The sequence below is a fragment of the Bosea sp. Tri-49 genome (genome assembly GCF_003952665.1).
In the GTDB taxonomy this organism is placed as follows: domain Bacteria; phylum Pseudomonadota; class Alphaproteobacteria; order Rhizobiales; family Beijerinckiaceae; genus Allobosea.
Genome location: NZ_CP017946.1, coordinates 5,497,556 through 5,513,691 on the forward strand (window position 1 = coordinate 5,497,556; position 16,136 = coordinate 5,513,691).

A 16,136-nucleotide genomic window follows, 5' to 3' on the forward strand; every position below is an offset into this window, starting at 1 on the left:
GCAGGGAAGGGATCATGCGGTATCAGTTCCAGTTCGACGCGGTCTTCGCCGAAGCCGACCGCATCCTCAACGGCGTGCTCCTGACGATCGGGCTGTCCTTCGGCGCGATCGTCCTGGGCCTCGCGCTCGCGGTGCTGCTCGTCGCGGCTAAGAGCCTGTTCGGCCGCTGGGTCGGCATGCTCGTCGACGCCTATGTCGAGCTGATGCGCAACACGCCCTTCCTGGTGCAGCTCTTCATGATGTTCTTCGGGCTGCCGCTGATCGGCATCCGCATGTCGGGCACGGAAGCCGCGCTGCTCGCCATGACGTTGAACCTCGGCGCCTACGCGACCGAAATCATTCGCGCCGGCGTCGACTCGATCCACCGCTCGCAGATCGAGGCCGGCCTGTCGCTCGCCATGACCAAGCGCCAGGTCTTTCAGTATGTCGTGCTGATGCCGGCGCTGGCGCGGGTTTGGCCGGCGCTGTCGAGCCAGTTCGTGCTGATGCTGCTGGCGTCCTCGATCTGCTCCTTCATCTCGGTGCCCGAGCTTTCCGGCACGGCGGCGATCATCGAGCAGAACACCTTCCGCAGCTTCGAGACCTATATCGTCGTCACACTGATCTATCTCGCGCTGGCACTCAGCCTGAAGGTCTCGCTGCTCTGGCTCGGCCGGCGAATCTTTCCGCGCCTCTCCAGCCTCGACCGTCTCGACGCCAAGGCGGAGGCGGCGTGATGACGACCTTCGGTTGGCCTGAAGTCCTCTTCATTGTCCGCGCCGCCGGCTGGACCCTGCTGCTGACGGCGATCGCCTTCCTGATCGGCGGTCTGATGGGCGGCGTCCTCGCCATCCTGCGCCTGTCGCGGGTCAAGCTGCTGCGCCGGTTTGCGTCCGGCTACATCCTGGTAATCCAGTCGATACCGGTGCTCATGGTGTTGTTCATGAGCTATTACGGGCTGTCGCTGTTCGGCATCGAGCTGCCGCCCTTCTTCGCCGCCTCGGCCTCGCTCGCAATCTATGTCTCGGCCTATCTCGCCGAGATCTGGCGCGGCTCGATCGAGGCGGTGCCGTTCCAGCAATGGGAGGCCTCGTCCTCGCTGGCCCATTCGCCGGCGCAGACATACCGCTATGTGATCCTGCCGCAGGCGGTGCGCATCTCGCTGCCGCCGACCGTCGGCTTCCTAGTCCAGTTGGTGAAGAACACCTCGATCGTCTCGGTGGTCGGCTTCGTCGAATTGTCGCGGGCCGGCCAGCTCGTCAACAACGCGACCTTCCAGCCCTTCCAGATCTTCACGCTGGTGGCAGCGATCTATTTCGCCATCTGCTTCCCACTGTCCCGGCTCAGCCGCCATCTCGAAAAGGTGATGAATGCCAGCCGTCCTCATTGAAGACGTCCACAAGAGCTATGGTTCGCTGGAGGTCTTGAAAGGCGTCTCGCTCGCCGTCGAGCCCGGCCAGGTCGTCGCGCTCATCGGCCGCTCGGGTTCGGGCAAGTCGACGCTGCTGCGCTGCGTCAACGGGCTGGAGGCCTTCCAGTCGGGACGCATCGAGGTCGCTGGCCATGCTGTCGACCAGGACCAGAAACGGCTGCGTGAGCTGCGCAAGGACGTCGGTATCGTCTTCCAGAGCTACAACCTGTTTCCGCATCTGACCGTCGGGCAGAACATCATGCTCTCGCCGCGCATCACCAAGAACGTGCCGCAGGCGGAAGCGCTGGCGCTGGCGAAGGACGTGCTCGCCCAGGTCGGGCTTTCCGACAAGTTCGACAGTTATCCGGACAATCTCTCCGGAGGCCAGCAGCAGCGTGTCGCGATCGCCCGCTCGCTGGCGATGAAGCCGAAAGTCATGCTCTTCGACGAGGTCACCTCCGCGCTCGACCCCGAGCTGACAGGGGAGGTGTTGCTGGTGATGGAGAAACTCGCCAAGGACGGCATGACCATGCTGCTCGTCACCCACGAGATGAATTTTGCCCGCACGGTCGCCAATACCACGGTGTTCATGCATCAGGGCAAAATCTGGGAGAGTGGCCCGTCAAAGACGTTGTTCGCCGAGCCGCAGACACCCGAGCTTCGCAATTTCGTCGGTGCAGGCAAGCACTGAGCAGACCGCGGGTTTGTAGCTCGCCGCCGGTTGTTGAACCGGGCCGGAGCCCGGTTGCCGCGCTTCCGTGAGCGCGATGCCATGGGTTTGCCCGTGGCGCTCTTCGCGGTGGGAGGGCGATTGTAACAGCTGCGTCTGGCCCAGTTGATCTCTCCTTGAATTCGTGCAATTAAATGACCGACCGGTCGGTTGATAAAAACGGCACGACGGATTTCGGGGAGGCGCATCTTGGCGGACGCTTTCATTTGCGATGCGGTTCGCACGCCCGTCGGCCGCTATGGCGGGGTGCTTTCGGGCGTCCGGGCCGATGACCTTGCGGCGATCCCGCTGGCGGCGCTGATGCAGCGCAATCCGTCCGTCTATTGGGCCCAAGTCGACGACGTCATTCTCGGTTGCGCCAACCAGGCTGGCGAAGACAATCGTAATGTCGCACGCATGGCCGTGCTCTTGTCCGGGCTGCCGGTCGACGTGCCCGGCACCACGGTCAACCGGCTCTGCGGCTCGGGACTCGATGCGCTCGGCCTCGCCGCCCGCTCGATCCGCGCCGGCGACTGCGAGCTGATGCTCGCCGGCGGCGTCGAGAGCATGTCGCGCGCGCCCTTCGTGATGCCGAAGGCCGACGCCGCCTTCTCACGCGCCAACGCGGTCTACGATACGACCATCGGCTGGCGCTTCGTCAATCCGAAGCTGAAGAAGGCCTACGGCATCGATTCCATGCCCGAGACGGCCGACAATGTCGCCGCCGACTTTGGTGTCTCGCGCGTCGACCAGGACGCGTTCGCGCTGCGCAGCCAGCAGCGCTGGGCTGCGGCCCAGGCCGCCGGCCGCTTCGCCGACGAGATGGCGCCGGTCTCCGTGCCGCAGAAGAAGGGCGATCCCGTCATCGTCGACCGCGACGAGCATCCGCGCCCCGACGTGACGCTCGAACAACTGGCCAAGCTCAAGGGCGTGAACGGCCCCGATCTCAGTGTGACCGCTGGCAACGCCTCCGGCGTCAATGACGGCTCGGCGGCGCTGATCGTGGCGAGCGAGGCTGCCGCAAAGGCGAACGGCCTGACGCCGCGTGCTCGCGTCGTCGCCATGGCGGCAGCCGGCGTCGCGCCGCGCATCATGGGCATCGGCCCGGTGCCGGCGGTGCGCAAGGTGCTGCAGCGTGCCGGGCTGGAGCTCGGACAGATGGATGTGATCGAGCTCAACGAGGCGTTCGCGGCGCAGGGGCTCGCGGTGCTGCGTGAACTCGGCCTGCCGGACGATGCGCCGCATGTGAACCCGAATGGCGGCGCGATCGCGCTGGGTCATCCCCTGGGCGCGAGCGGCGCCCGGCTGGCGACAACGGCGATGTGGCAACTCCAGCGCAGCGGCGGGCGTTTTGCTCTGTGCACCATGTGCGTTGGCGTGGGGCAGGGAATTGCAGTGATCCTCGAGCGCGTCTGACGCGCGAACCGGAACAGGAGGCGAGCCGATGTATGCCCAGATGGTGAAGACCGAGGCGAAGCGGGTCCGCAGCCTCGACGAGATGGAGCCGCAGGAGCGCGCCTTCCAGCAGCGCATCGATGCCGGCCAGAAGATCGAGCCGAAGGAGTGGATGCCGGAGGATTATCGCAAGACGCTGATCCGCCAGATCAGCCAGCATGCTCATTCCGAGATTGTCGGCCAGCTGCCGGAGGGTAACTGGATCACACGCGCCCCGACCCTGGAGCGCAAGGCGATCCTGCTCGCCAAGGTCCAGGACGAGGCCGGCCACGGCCTCTACCTCTACTGCGCGGCGGAGACGCTCGGCATCAGCCGCGACCAGATGTACGAGCAGCTCCATTCCGGCAAGGCCAAGTACTCCTCGATCTTCAACTATCCGACGCTGAGCTGGGCCGATATCGGCGCGATCGGCTGGCTAGTCGATGGTGCCGCGATCATGAACCAGGTTCCGCTGCAGCGCTGCTCCTACGGGCCCTATGCCCGCGCCATGGTGCGGATCTGCAAGGAGGAGAGCTTCCACCAGCGCCAGGGCTTCGACATCATGACCGTGCTCAGCAAGGGCACGCCGGAGCAGAAGGCGATGGCGCAGGATGCGCTCGATCGCTGGTGGTGGCCGTCGCTGATGATGTTCGGCCCCTCCGACGACGCCTCGGTGCATTCGGCGCAGTCGATGGCCTGGAACATCAAGCAGGATTCCAATGACGAGCTGCGCCAGAAGTTCGTCGACCAGACCGTGCCGCAGGCCAAGTATCTCGGCCTCACCGTCCCCGATCCGGCACTGGCCTGGAACGAGGCGAAGGGCGGCCACGATTTCGGCGAGCCGGACTGGACCGAGTTCTTCGCGGTGATCGCCGGCGAGGGGCCCTGCAATCGCGAGCGGCTCGAGGCGCGGCGCAAGGCCTGGGACGACGGCGCCTGGTTCCGCGACGGGCTGACCGCCCATGCGAGCAAGCAGGCGGCGCGGCGCCAAGCCTCGCGGATCGCCGCCGAATAGCGCCGCCAGCGGAAGGAGCAAAGCGATGTCTAGCGAATGGCCCCTCTGGGAGGTCTTCATCCGCGGTCAGCACGGCCTCAACCACCGGCATGTCGGCAGCCTGCATGCGCCGGATGCCGAGATGGCGATTCACAATGCGCGCGATGTCTACACGCGCCGCAACGAGGGCGTCAGCATCTGGGTGGTGCGCTCCTCCGACATCGTCGCCAGTGCGCCCTCCGACAAGGGCCCGCTCTTCGATCCGGCCAACGCCAAGGTCTACCGGCATCCGACCTTCTTCGACGTGCCGGACGAAGTGGGACACATGTGATGACCGCGGTTGCCACCTCTCCGGCCATTGCCGAGTTCGCGTTGCGCATGGGCGACAGCTGTCTGATCCTCGGCCATCGCAATTCGGAATGGTGCGGCCACGCCCCAGCGCTGGAGGAGGACATCGCGCTCGCCAACACGGCGCTCGACCTGATCGGCCAGACCCAGCTCTGGCTGGAGCTCGCCTGCGAGGCCGAGGGCAAGGGCCGGACATCCGACGAGATCGCCTTCCTGCGCGACGTCTCCGGCTATCGCAATCTTCTCCTGGTCGAGCAGCCCAACGGCGATTTCGGCCGCACGGTGATGCGGCAGTATCTGTTCGACGCGTGGCATCTGCCGCTGCTGAAGGCGCTGATGAGCTCGACTGACAAGCGCATCGCCGCGATCGCCGAGAAGGCTTCCAAGGAGGTCGCCTATCATCTGGAACGCAGCGCCGATTTGGTGATCCGCCTCGGCGACGGCACCAAAGAGAGCCGTGACCGCATGCAGGCGGCCGTGGATTTCCTCTGGCCCTATACGGGCGAGATGTTCCTCGCCGATGCGCTCGACGAGGAGCTGGTGGCTTCAGGCCTGGCACCGGGGCCGGGCTCGCTCAAAGCGGCCTGGCATGAACATGTCACCCGCACCTTCGCCGATGCGACACTGAAGGCGCCGGAGAAGAGCTTCGCCCAGAAGGGCGGCCGGCGCGGGGTTCATTCCGAGCATCTCGGCTTCATCCTGGCGGAGATGCAGTTCCTGCAGCGCGCCTATCCCGGTGCGCGCTGGTGAGGAGGCGCTGATGGACGCCGCCACTCTATCGCACCCTGCTATCGATGAGATCTGGTCCTGGCTCGGCGAGATTCCGGACCCCGAGATCCCGGTGATCTCGCTGGTCGACCTCGGCATCATCCGCGACGTCGCCTGGGCGGGCGACACGCTGGAGGTGACGGTCACGCCGACCTATTCGGGCTGCCCGGCGACCGGCGTGATCAATTTCGAGATCGAGCGCGGCCTGCGCGAGCACGGCATCGAGAAGCTCGTCCTCAAGCGGCAATTGTCGCCGGCCTGGACCACCGCATGGATCAGCGCCGAGGGCCGCGCCAAGCTGCACGACTATGGCATCGCCCCGCCGGTGGAAGGCACGGCCGCCTGCGCCGGTGCGCTGCGGCCGCTTCAGGTGTCCTGCCCGCGCTGCGGCTCGCAGAGGACCGAGCGCATCAGCCAGTTCGGCTCGACGCCCTGCAAGGCGCATTTCCGCTGCACCGACTGTCTCGAACCGTTCGACTACTTCAAGAGCATCTGAGGGATCGATGGCCCGCTTCTTTCCACTGGAGGTTGCCGATATCCGCCGCGAGACGCGCGATGCGGTCGTCGTCACGCTCGCACCGCGGGTCGAGGACCGCGCCGCTTTCGATTTCACCCAAGGGCAGTACCTGACCTTCCGCCGCTGCTTCGAGGGCGAGGAGCTGCGCCGCTCCTATTCGATCTGCGCCGGCAAGGACGAGGGCGTGCTCAAGGTCGGCATCAAGCGCGTCGACGGCGGCGCTTTCTCGACCTGGGCGAACGAGGAGCTGAAGCCCGGCGACGTGGTCGAGGCGATGTCGCCGATGGGCGCCTTCCATGTACCGCTGCGACCCGAGGAGGGGCGGCATTATCTCGCCTTCGCCGGTGGCAGCGGCATCACGCCGGTGCTCTCGCTGATCAAGACGACGCTGGCGCGCGAGCCGAAATCGCGGTTCACGCTGGTCTACGGCAACCGCTCGATCAATTCGATCATGTTCCGCGAGGAGCTGGAGGACATCAAGAACCTCCATCTCGGCCGCTTCAACGTGGTGCATGTGCTGGAGAGCGAGGCGCAGGAGGTCGAGCTCTTCTCCGGCTGCATCGACGCCGAAAAATGCGCGCGGCTGTTCAAGGGCTGGATCAACATCGCCGCCATCGACATGGCCTTCATCTGCGGGCCGGAGCCGATGATGCTGGCGATCGCCGCGGCGCTGCGCGAGCACGGCCTGCGCGACGACCAGATCAAGTTCGAGCTGTTCGCCTCCGCGCCGCGCCGTGGCAAGCACGTCGTCAAGAGCGCCGCCGACAACGGCAAGGCCGCGACCTGCACCGCGACGATCACGCTCGACGGCATGACTCGGGTGATCGAGATGGCCAAGACCGGGCAGACCATCCTGGAGGCCGCGCTCGGCGCCAGCCTCGACGCGCCCTATGCCTGCAAGGCCGGCGTCTGCTCGACCTGCCGCGCCATGGTCGTCGAGGGTGAGGTCGAGATGGAGACCAACCACGCCCTCGAGGACTACGAGGTCCGCCAGGGTTATGTGCTGACCTGCCAGTGCTATCCGCTCTCGGACCGGGTGGTGGTGACCTATGACCAGTGACACCGACACCATGCCGCTCGAGGCTTATCTGGCCCAGGGCGGCAAGCTGACCACGCCCGAGAACGCGCCGCCGCGCTATCGTGGCGAGCTGCTCAGGCTGATGGCGACCTTCGTCGACAGCGAATTGGCCGGCGCCGCCGGCTTCGCCGATATCATCAACCAGGGGCCGGGCATCAAGGAGCGCATCGCTGCCTCCCGCATCGTGCTGGAGAAGCTCGACCATGCCGAGCGCGTGCTCGCCGTCATGGGCGAGTTCGGCGCCGACATCTCGCGATATGCCAACCACCATCCCTGGGCCGATCGCGTCGCCCGCGACAGCGATCTTGGCGCTGCCCGCCATGGCGCCGACATGCGGCTCGCCGTGCTGCATTACCCGCTGCAGGGCTGGCTCGATGCGGTCGTGATGAACGTGCTGATGGGCCAGGCCGTGGTGATCCAGCTCGACGAGTTCGCCCAGCTTTCCTACCAGCCTCTGGCTGAGATCTTCCGCGCCATCCTGCCGCGCGAGCGGCGGCATAAGGAGCTCGGCGAGGAGGGGCTGCGGAAGCTGCTGGAGGATGCCGCCAACCGCCCATTGGTTGCCGAGGGGCTCGCCTATTGGCGTCCCCGCGTCGCCGCCAGCTTCGGTAGCGGCAGTTCGGCGCATTTCGCGACGCAGAAGAAATTCGGGCTGCGCCACACCGGCAATGCCGAGCTCGCCGCTACCTGGGAGCGACAGGTGGACGAAGTGCTGCGCAACGCCGGCATGGCCTGATCCGCATCTCAAACTGACGACGGCGACAAGCCGCACCCGTGATCGACAGGGGACTCCAAGGAATGAACGCGCCAGTGAAGACCGTCCGCCAGCTCGAATCCTTCATCGCCGGAGACTGGGTCCGCGGCGCCGGCAAGGCGGTGCCGCTGCTCGATGCGGCGACCGGGGCGGAAGTCGCGCTGATCGACGCGAGCGGCCTCGACATGAAGCGCGCCCTGGAGCATGGCCGCGAGGCCGGCGGCCCGGCGCTGCGCAAGATGAGCTTTCATGAGCGCGCCTTGATGCTGAAGGCGCTCGGCCAGGCGCTGATGGAGGCGAAGGAGGAGTTCTACGCTCTCTCCACCGCGACCGGCGCGACACGCACCGACAGCTGGATCGACATAGAGGGCGGCGCCGGCACCTTGCTCTCCTATGCCTCGAAGGGCCGGCGCGAATTGCCGAACACGCGCACCCTCGTCGATGGCGATGTCGAGGCGCTCTCGCGCGACAACAGCTTTTCGGGCCAGCATATCCTGACGCCGCTGGAGGGCGTCGCGATCCACATCAACGCCTACAACTTCCCGTGCTGGGGCATGCTGGAGAAGCTGGCGCCGACGCTGCTCGCCGGCATGCCGGCGATCGTGAAGCCTGCGAGCCAGACCGCCTATCTGACCGAGCTCATGGTGCGCCGGATCGTCGCGACCGGCATCCTGCCGAAGGGCGCGCTGCAACTGATCAGCGGCTCGGTCGGCGATCTGCTCGACCATGTCGATTGCCAGGATGTCGTGACCTTCACCGGCTCGGCCGCGACGGGCCGCAAGCTTCGCACCCACAAGGCGATCGTCGAGAACTCCGTGCGCTTCACCATGGAGGCGGATTCGCTCAACGCCGCGATCCTCGGCCCCGACGCCGTCGCGGGAACCGAGGAGTTCGATCTCTTCGTCAAGGAGGTCGCCCGCGAGATGACGGTGAAGGCCGGGCAGAAATGCACGGCGATCCGGCGTGTGATCGCACCGCGCGCTTCGGTCGAACCCTTGATCAAGGCGCTGGGAGACCGGCTCGCCAAGACCGCGCTCGGCAACCCCAGCGAGGAAGCGACCCGGATGGGCCCGCTCGCCAGTCTCGCTCAGCGCGACGAGGTCCGCGCCCGCATCGCCGAACTGCAGGGGGATGCCGAGATCGTCGCTGGCGATCCCAGCCAAGCCAATCTGACGTCGGGCGATGCCGAAGCCGGCGCCTTCCTCAGCCCGGTGCTGCTCTATTGCGACAAGCCCGGCGCCGCGAAGGCCGTGCACGATGTCGAGGCCTTCGGCCCGGTCAGCACGATCATTCCTTACGAGACGATCGATGAGGCGGCGGAGCTGGCGCGGCGCGGCAAGGGCAGCCTCGTCGCCTCGGTCTTCACCAATGACGCCGCCTTCGCGCGCGAAGCCGTTGGGGCGCTCGGCCCCTGGCATGGCCGCGTCATGCTCGGCAACCGCGTCAGCGCCAAGTCCTCGACCGGCCATGGCTCGCCTTTGCCGGTGCTCGTCCATGGCGGCCCGGGCCGTGCCGGCGGTGGCGAGGAGCTTGGCGGCATGCGTGCCGTCAAGCACTACATGCAGCGCACCGCCGTCCAGGGCGCGCCCTGGCTGCTGTCGGAGGTCACCGGCCGCTGGATCCAGGGCGCGAGGACGCGCCAGGACGGCATCCATCCCTTCCGCAAGTCGCTGGCCGAGCTGGAGATCGGCGACCAGCTCGTCACGGCCTCACGTACGGTGACGCTGGAGGACATCGAGCATTTCGCCCATTTCACCGGCGACACCTTCTACGCCCATATGGACGAGGAAGCCGCCAAGGCGAACCCGTTCTTCGATGGGCGCGTCGCGCATGGCTATCTGATCGTGTCGTTTGCGGCGGGCCTGTTCGTCGACCCGGCGCCTGGCCCGGTGCTTGCCAATTACGGGGTCGACGCCCTGCGTTTCCTGACGCCGGTCAATCCCGGTGACGCGCTCCAGGTGACGCTGACCTGCAAGCAGATCAATCCGCGCGAGACCGAAGAGTACGGCGAGGTGCGCTGGGACTGCACGGTGACCAACCAGGATGCCCAGCTTGTCGCGCAATACGACGTGCTGACCATGGTGGCGAAGACCTGGCCGCAGTAGCCCCTGCGCCGCGAGAAGGGTGCCGGTCTGTCAGACCGGCACCGGCCCGTGCACCTTGATCTCCCGCAGCACGAGGTTGGTGCGGACATTGGCGATGCCCGGCAGCCTGAACAGGAAGTGCTCCAGGAAATCGTTATAGGCGTCCTTGTCGCGGCAGACGACATGCAGATGGTAATCGGCCTCGCCGGTGGTCGCGAAGCATTCCAGCACTTCGGGCCGCCCCGCCACGCGTGAGATGAAGGTCGTCACGTGGTCGGCCTCGTGGCGCACCAGCGCGACATGCACCATCGCGCTGAAAGCAAGCCCGGCCCTGGCCGGATCGACGATGGCGCGATAGCTCGAGATCACGCCGGCTTCCTCAAGCGCCCGCACCCGGCGCCAGCAGGCCGAGGCCGACATGCCCGCACCTTCCGCGAGCTCCTGATTGGAGATGCGCGCATCCGCCTGCAGCAGCGTGATCAGCTTGCGGTCCTGCTCGGTGAGCTCCATCGCCGTTCCTGAAAGGATTATCCTAGTTGAAGCGCATTCTCGGTCTATTTCACCGGACTGGCAACGAGGGGCGGTGAAATTGGCAAATCTTTCCAGTCGGCCGAGTTTAGAATCACCCGAATAAATCTTTCGGGAGGCCACGCCATGGCTGATCACTCATCGACCAGCCCGCTCTCCGACTATGCGCTGGGCGACCGCTACACCAGAACCAACGGCCGCGTTTTCCTGACCGGTACGCAGGCGCTGGTGCGGGTCGCGCTCGATCAGGCCCGGCGCGATCGTGCTAACGGCCTCGATACCGCCGGCTTCATCTCCGGCTATCGTGGCTCGCCGCTCGGCGGCGTCGATCTCGAACTCTGGCGCGCCAAGGATCTGGTGCGGCAGCACGGCATCGAGTTCCTGCCGGCGGTCAACGAGGATCTGGCTGCGACGGCCGTGCTCGGCTCGCAGCAGGTCGAGACCAATCCGGACCGGACGGTGCAGGGTGTCTTCGGCCTCTGGTACGGCAAGGGCCCGGGCGTCGACCGCGCCGGCGATGCGCTGAAGCACGGCAACGCCTATGGCTCCTCGCCGCATGGCGGCGTGCTGGTGGTTGCCGGCGACGATCATGGCTGCGTCTCGTCATCGATGCCGCACCAATCGGACGTCGCCTTCATGGCCTGGTTCATGCCGACGCTGAACCCGGCCTCGGTCGGCGAATACCTCGCCTTCGGTGAATACGGCTACGCACTGTCGCGCTATTCCGGCATGTGGGTCGGCTTCAAGGCGATCTCGGAAACGGTCGAGAGCGGCCAGTCGGTTGAATTGCCGGCGCCGCGCCAGTTCAGGGAACCCGACTACACGCCGCCGGTCACCGGGCTGCACTATCGCTGGCCGGATCTGCCGGGGCCGCAGATCGAGGAGCGCATGGAGGCCAAGAAGATGGCCGTCTTCGCCTTCGCCGAGGCGAATCCGATCGACCGGCGCATCTACGACATTCCCGATGCCTCCTTCGGCATCGTCACCACCGGCAAGGCGCATCTCGACCTGATGGAGGCGCTGCGTCTGCTCGGTCTCGACGAGGCGGCCTGCCGCAGCCACGGCATCGACATCTACAAGGTCGGCATGGTCTGGCCGCTGGCCCGCCGCTCCGCGCTGGAGTTCGTGCGCGGCAAGGCGGAGATCCTCGTCGTCGAGGAGAAGCGCGGCATCATCGAGAGCCAGCTCAAGGAGTATTTCTACGACTATCCCGGCCACAAGCCGCATTCCATGGTCGGCAAGCGCGACGAGGACGGCAATCGCCTGATCTCATGGATCGGCGAGCTCTCGCCGCGCCTGCTGGCGCCGATCGTGGCGAAGCGGCTGGACGCGCTGTTTCCCGATCTGCGCCTGGCCGAGCGTGCTGCGGCGCTGAACCCCGAGTCAGGGCGGCTCATCCAGGTGCCGGGCGCGACCCGCACGCCCTATTTCTGCTCCGGCTGTCCGCACAACTCTTCGACCAAGGTGCCGGAGGGCTCGAAGGCGCTGGCCGGCATCGGCTGCCATTTCATGGCGAGCTGGATGGACCGCGAGACGACGTCACTGATCCAGATGGGCGGCGAGGGCGTCAACTGGGCGGCCTCCTCCCTGTTCACCGGCAGGGGCCACATCTTCCAGAACCTGGGGGAGGGCACCTATTACCATTCCGGCTCGATGGCGATCCGCCAGGCGATCGCCGCCAAGGCCAACATCACCTACAAGATCCTGTACAACGACGCCGTCGCCATGACCGGCGGCCAGCCGGTCGACGGGCCGATCAGCGTGCACGCGATCGCGCAGGAGGTGCGGGCCGAGGGCGTCGAGCGTATCGCGCTGGTCTCGGATCAGCCGGAGAAATTCGCGCCGGCTGGCCTGCCGCATGGCGTCACCATCCACCACCGTCGCGAGCTCGACGCGGTCCAGCGCGAATTGCGCGAGATCAAGGGCGTCTCGGTGCTGATCTATGAGCAGGCCTGTGCCACCGAGAAGCGCCGCCGGCGCAAGCGTGGCACGATGGAGGACCCGCAGCGCTTCGCCTACATCAACGATCTCGTCTGCGAGGGCTGCGGCGATTGCTCGGTGGCCTCGAATTGCCTCAGCGTCGAGCCGAAGGAGACGCCGTTCGGCCGCAAGCGGCAGATCAACCTCTCCAACTGCAACAAGGACTTTTCCTGCCTTGACGGTTTCTGCCCGAGCTTTGTGACGGTGGAAGGCGCCACCCGCCGGAAGCGGCAGGGAAGCGGGGACGACTTTGTCGGCCGGGCCCGGGCGTTGCCGAATCCTGCTCTGCCAGCACTCGACCGGCCTTACGACCTGCTCGTCACCGGGGTCGGCGGCACCGGCGTCGTCACGGTCGGCGCATTGATCGCCATGGCAGCCCATCTCGAAGGCAAGGGCAGCTCCGTCCTCGACTTTACCGGCTTCGCCCAGAAGTTCGGGCCGGTGCTGTCCTTCCTGCGGCTTGCCGCAACGCCCGAGGCGGTCAATCAGGTTCGCATCGACAACGGTTCGACCGATGCGCTGATCGGCTGCGACATCGTCGTATCGTCCTCGCCCAAGGCCTCCGCCACCTATCGGGCCGGCATGCGCGCGCTGGTCAACATGGCCGAGATGCCGACGGGCGACATCGTGCGCCTGCGCGATGCCGACCTCGCGACGCGTCGCCGGCTGAAGGAAATCGAACGCGTGGCCGGCGCCGGGAATGTCCGTGCCATCGACGCCAATGCGCTGGCCGAGAACCTGTTCGGCGACGCCGTCTTCGCCAACATCGTCATGCTCGGCCATGCCTGGCAGCAGGGGCTGGTTCCCGTCGGGCTGGAGGCCCTGCACCGCGCCATCGAACTCAATGGCGTGGCGGTCGAGCGCAACCGGCAGGCTTTCGCTGCCGGGCGGCTTGCGGCCGCCGATCCCGCAGCCTTCGCGCCGGCCCCGGCCGCCTTCGAGACGGAGAGCCTGGAAGAGATGATCGCCCGCCGCGAGCGCTTCCTGGTGGATTATCAGGATGCGGCTTGGGCGCGGCGTTACCGGGCTGGTGTCGACAAGGTCCGAGCGGCGGAAAAACTGTTCGACTCTGAGGTGCTCACCGACGCGGTCGCCCGCTCGCTGTTCAAGCTGATGTCCTACAAGGACGAATACGAGGTTGCGCGCCTGCATATGGGCACCGGCTTCCTCGATGAGCTGAAGCGGAGCTTCGATGGCGACTTCAAGGTCAACTACCACTTTGCTCCGCCCTTCCTCGGCGGAGATAAAGATGCGCGCGGGCGGCCGCTGAAGCGCAGCTTCGGTCAGTGGATCCAGACGCCGCTGCGGCTGATGGCCAGGCTCAAGGGCCTGCGCGGCACGGCCTTCGACCCCTTCGGCTACACTGCCGAGCGGAAGATGGAGCGTGCGCTGATCGGTTGGTACGAAGGTCTCATCGACGACATCGTGGCGCGGTTGCCCGTACAGGCTCCGGACGCGCTGGTCGCACTCGCCAAGGCGCCGATGGACATCCGTGGCTACGGCCCGGTGAAGGAGGCAGCCGTCTCGCAGGCCAAGGCGACGGTGGAGAAGCTGCTGAAGGAGGCCGCGGTGACGGCGACGAAGGAAGCAGCCTGACCGGCGCTTTCGCGATCGGCGCGATGGCCTATTTTATCGCGCCGGCGCCGTCCAAGAACAGCGCGGTGACCATGTCGGCATAACCCTCGCGGCTGAGCGCGCCGCTCGGCCGGAACCATGTGTAGACCCAGTTCAGGATGCCGAAGAGCGACATGGTGATGGGCGTCACCCCGGCGCGGCTCTGCGCCAGTGCCGGGTTGATATCGGTCAGAACGTCCGAGAACGCCTTGACGATGCGGCGCTCCATCTCCCTCAGCTCCAACCTCTGTGCCTCGGTGAGCGAGCCCGTGCCGTTGAGCAGCACCTGGTGGAAGTTCGCGGCGGTACGGTAATTCTCGAGCACGCCACCAATCAGATGGCGCAGCCGTGCCCGAGGCTCGAGATCGGGTCGGTCGGCCTCGATGATCGCCGCCTCGAGCTCGATCAGATGGGTGCGGCCGATATCGAAGATCAGCAGGTCCTTGCTCGGGTAATAATGGTAGAGCAGCGCCTTGGAGACGTTGTTCTCCTGGGCGATCTGCGCCATCGAGGCGCGCTCCATGCCGAGCGTGGCGAAGACGGCCGCGGCGCTGTCGAGAATGCTGCGCCGCTTATCGTCGAAATCTGCAGCCCTCGTCCGGGCCATCGCCTGCTACCCTTTCGGCCTGTTGTCGACGACGCGTCTAGCCTTTCCGGCCGAACGCTCGACCGAATCAGGATCGCCCACCATCACCTTGGTACTGACTCCCACCACGCTTTTGATGTGGTGTGCAAGTTCCCTGCCGGATGCGGTGCGTGCCGCCTCGTCAGCGGCATGTGGCATGGCCTCGACATGCACGATCATGTCGTCCATGCGGCCAGAACGCACGAGTTCGATCTGGAAATGCGGGGCCAAACCGCTGCATTTCAGGAGCTGCTCCTCGATCTGCGTCGGGAAGATGTTGACGCCGCGCAAGATCATCATGTCGTCGCAGCGGCCGGTGATCTTCTCGATCCGGCGCATGGCGCGCGCAGTGCCGGGCAGAAGCCGGGTCAGGTCGCGCGTGCGGTAGCGGATGATCGGCAGCGCCTCCTTGGTCAGGGAGGTGAAGACCAGCTCGCCCATCTCGCCGTCGGGCAGGACCGCGCCGGTCTCGGGATCGATGATCTCCGGGTAGAAATGGTCCTCCCAGACATGCAGACCGTCCTTGGTCTCGACGCATTCGCTGGCGACGCCCGGGCCGATCACCTCGGACAGGCCGTAGATGTCGACGGCGTGCATGTCGAAATCCTGCTGGATCTCCTCGCGCATCGCATTGGTCCAGGGCTCGGCGCCGAAGATGCCGACCACCAGCGAGGAGCTGCGCGGGTCGATGCCCTGGCGGCGGAACTCGTCGAGGATCGACAGCATGTAAGACGGCGTCACCATGATGATGCGCGGCTTGAAGTCCTGGATCAGGCAGACCTGGCGCTCGGTCATGCCGCCCGAGATCGGAACCACCGTGCAGCCGAGCTTCTCGGCGCCGTAATGGGCGCCGAGGCCGCCGGTGAACAAGCCATAGCCATAGGCGATATGGCAGATGTCGCCGGCGCGGCCGCCCGCCGCCCGGATCGAGCGCGCGACGCAGGTCGCCCACATCTCGATGTCGTTTTGCGTATAGCCGACGACCGTCGGCTTGCCGGTGGTGCCGGAGGAAGCGTGGATGCGGGTTATTCTTTCGCGCGGCACCGCGAACATGCCGAACGGATAGGTGTCGCGCAGGTCCTGCTTCACCGTGAACGGGAATTTCGACAGGTCCGACAGCGTCTTCAGGTCACCTGGATGCACGCCGGCCTTGTCGAACTGCGTCCGATAATGCGCCGAGTTCCGATAGGCGTGATGGAGTGTCGCCTTCAACCGTGTCAGCTGGAGCGCCGAAATCTCGTCGCGCGAGGCCGTTTCGATGGGGTCGAGATCGCCCGGACGGGGCGAAAGGTCGTCCATGGGTTTCCTCCGCT

At 66.2% G+C, this 16,136-nt stretch carries 15 protein-coding genes; 12 read left to right on the top strand and 3 right to left on the bottom strand.

The window, feature by feature from the left end:
• The first annotated feature begins 14 nt into the window (after positions 1 to 14).
• The 11 genes from BLM15_RS26505 (at position 15) to paaZ (ending at position 10,097) form a co-directional block, all read left to right on the top strand.
• Positions 15 to 716 carry an amino acid ABC transporter permease gene (locus BLM15_RS26505; RefSeq protein ID WP_126115545.1) on the top strand — a complete coding sequence of 234 codons (702 nt, stop codon included), beginning with the start codon at positions 15 to 17 and terminating at the stop codon, positions 714 to 716.
• The gene (locus tag BLM15_RS26510) at positions 716 to 1,369 is read left to right on the top strand and encodes an amino acid ABC transporter permease (RefSeq protein ID WP_126115546.1); all 654 of its coding nucleotides are present in this window, start codon (positions 716 to 718) and stop codon (positions 1,367 to 1,369) included. The genes BLM15_RS26505 and BLM15_RS26510 overlap by 1 nt, the downstream gene beginning before the upstream one ends.
• A complete protein-coding gene (locus BLM15_RS26515; RefSeq protein WP_126115547.1) occupies positions 1,350 to 2,081 on the top strand; it encodes an amino acid ABC transporter ATP-binding protein in 732 nt (243 codons plus the stop codon). Before BLM15_RS26510 ends, BLM15_RS26515 begins: the two co-directional genes overlap by 20 nt.
• A 228-nt stretch (positions 2,082 to 2,309) precedes the next feature.
• Entirely contained in the window at positions 2,310 to 3,515 is a 1,206-nt protein-coding gene (gene pcaF / locus BLM15_RS26520) for a 3-oxoadipyl-CoA thiolase (RefSeq protein WP_126115548.1), read from the top strand.
• A gap of 28 nt (positions 3,516 to 3,543) precedes the next feature.
• Entirely contained in the window at positions 3,544 to 4,548 is a 1,005-nt protein-coding gene (gene paaA, locus BLM15_RS26525) for a 1,2-phenylacetyl-CoA epoxidase subunit PaaA (RefSeq protein WP_126115549.1), read from the top strand.
• Positions 4,549 to 4,573: 25 nt separating this feature from the next.
• Positions 4,574 to 4,858 (top strand): 1,2-phenylacetyl-CoA epoxidase subunit PaaB, encoded by a 285-nt coding sequence (gene paaB / locus BLM15_RS26530; RefSeq protein WP_126115550.1) that lies wholly within the window; start codon positions 4,574 to 4,576, stop codon positions 4,856 to 4,858.
• Entirely contained in the window at positions 4,858 to 5,625 is a 768-nt protein-coding gene (paaC, locus tag BLM15_RS26535; protein WP_126115551.1) for a 1,2-phenylacetyl-CoA epoxidase subunit PaaC, read from the top strand. The genes paaB and paaC overlap by 1 nt, the downstream gene beginning before the upstream one ends.
• Positions 5,626 to 5,635: 10 nt before the next feature.
• Positions 5,636 to 6,139, top strand: coding sequence for a 1,2-phenylacetyl-CoA epoxidase subunit PaaD (gene paaD, locus BLM15_RS26540; protein WP_126115552.1), 504 nt, complete (start codon positions 5,636 to 5,638; stop codon positions 6,137 to 6,139).
• A 7-nt stretch (positions 6,140 to 6,146) separates the two neighbouring features.
• Complete coding sequence (gene paaE, locus BLM15_RS26545; protein WP_126115553.1) at positions 6,147 to 7,220, top strand: 1,2-phenylacetyl-CoA epoxidase subunit PaaE; 1,074 nt, start codon at positions 6,147 to 6,149, stop codon at positions 7,218 to 7,220.
• Positions 7,210 to 7,974 (top strand): Phenylacetic acid catabolic protein, encoded by a 765-nt coding sequence (locus BLM15_RS26550; protein ID WP_126115554.1) that lies wholly within the window; start codon positions 7,210 to 7,212, stop codon positions 7,972 to 7,974. The genes paaE and BLM15_RS26550 overlap by 11 nt, the downstream gene beginning before the upstream one ends.
• Before the next feature lie 62 nt (positions 7,975 to 8,036).
• Complete coding sequence (gene paaZ / locus BLM15_RS26555; protein ID WP_126115555.1) at positions 8,037 to 10,097, top strand: phenylacetic acid degradation bifunctional protein PaaZ; 2,061 nt, start codon at positions 8,037 to 8,039, stop codon at positions 10,095 to 10,097.
• 30 nt (positions 10,098 to 10,127) lie between these two features.
• Here the strand turns inward: paaZ and BLM15_RS26560 are convergent, their stop codons facing one another.
• On the bottom strand, positions 10,128 to 10,586 hold the full coding sequence (locus BLM15_RS26560; RefSeq protein ID WP_126115556.1) for an Lrp/AsnC family transcriptional regulator: 459 nt from the start codon (positions 10,584 to 10,586) through the stop codon (positions 10,128 to 10,130).
• A gap of 144 nt (positions 10,587 to 10,730) precedes the next feature.
• Here BLM15_RS26560 and BLM15_RS26565 point away from each other — a divergent pair, with 144 nt between their 5' ends.
• The gene (locus BLM15_RS26565; RefSeq protein ID WP_126115557.1) at positions 10,731 to 14,180 is read left to right on the top strand and encodes an indolepyruvate ferredoxin oxidoreductase family protein; all 3,450 of its coding nucleotides are present in this window, start codon (positions 10,731 to 10,733) and stop codon (positions 14,178 to 14,180) included.
• Between the two features lie 28 nt (positions 14,181 to 14,208).
• Here BLM15_RS26565 and BLM15_RS26570 read toward each other — a convergent pair whose 3' ends face one another.
• Together BLM15_RS26570 and paaK are read right to left on the bottom strand one after the other, a co-directional pair.
• Positions 14,209 to 14,805: a TetR/AcrR family transcriptional regulator gene (locus BLM15_RS26570; RefSeq protein WP_126115558.1), complete on the bottom strand. Its 597-nt coding sequence runs from the start codon at positions 14,803 to 14,805 to the stop codon at positions 14,209 to 14,211.
• Positions 14,806 to 14,811: 6 nt separating this feature from the next.
• Positions 14,812 to 16,122, bottom strand: coding sequence for a phenylacetate--CoA ligase PaaK (gene paaK / locus BLM15_RS26575; protein WP_126115559.1), 1,311 nt, complete (start codon positions 16,120 to 16,122; stop codon positions 14,812 to 14,814).
• Between the last annotated feature and the right edge of the window lie 14 nt (positions 16,123 to 16,136).

Bases quoted from the DNA above. Each gene is read 5' to 3' on its own strand.
- BLM15_RS26505 (WP_126115545.1), top strand. From the start codon at position 15: ATGCGGTATCAGTTCCAGTTCGACGCGGTCTTCGCCGAAGCCGACCGC.
- BLM15_RS26510 (WP_126115546.1), top strand. From the start codon at position 716: ATGACGACCTTCGGTTGGCCTGAAGTCCTCTTCATTGTCCGCGCCGCC.
- BLM15_RS26515 (WP_126115547.1), top strand. From the start codon at position 1,350: ATGCCAGCCGTCCTCATTGAAGACGTCCACAAGAGCTATGGTTCGCTG.
- paaA (WP_126115549.1), top strand. From the start codon at position 3,544: ATGTATGCCCAGATGGTGAAGACCGAGGCGAAGCGGGTCCGCAGCCTC.
- paaB (WP_126115550.1), top strand. From the start codon at position 4,574: ATGTCTAGCGAATGGCCCCTCTGGGAGGTCTTCATCCGCGGTCAGCAC.
- paaC (WP_126115551.1), top strand. From the start codon at position 4,858: ATGACCGCGGTTGCCACCTCTCCGGCCATTGCCGAGTTCGCGTTGCGC.
- paaD (WP_126115552.1), top strand. From the start codon at position 5,636: ATGGACGCCGCCACTCTATCGCACCCTGCTATCGATGAGATCTGGTCC.
- paaE (WP_126115553.1), top strand. From the start codon at position 6,147: ATGGCCCGCTTCTTTCCACTGGAGGTTGCCGATATCCGCCGCGAGACG.
- BLM15_RS26550 (WP_126115554.1), top strand. From the start codon at position 7,210: ATGACCAGTGACACCGACACCATGCCGCTCGAGGCTTATCTGGCCCAG.
- paaZ (WP_126115555.1), top strand. From the start codon at position 8,037: ATGAACGCGCCAGTGAAGACCGTCCGCCAGCTCGAATCCTTCATCGCC.
- BLM15_RS26560 (WP_126115556.1), bottom strand. From the start codon at position 10,586: ATGGAGCTCACCGAGCAGGACCGCAAGCTGATCACGCTGCTGCAGGCG.
- BLM15_RS26565 (WP_126115557.1), top strand. From the start codon at position 10,731: ATGGCTGATCACTCATCGACCAGCCCGCTCTCCGACTATGCGCTGGGC.
- BLM15_RS26570 (WP_126115558.1), bottom strand. From the start codon at position 14,805: ATGGCCCGGACGAGGGCTGCAGATTTCGACGATAAGCGGCGCAGCATT.
- paaK (WP_126115559.1), bottom strand. From the start codon at position 16,122: ATGGACGACCTTTCGCCCCGTCCGGGCGATCTCGACCCCATCGAAACG.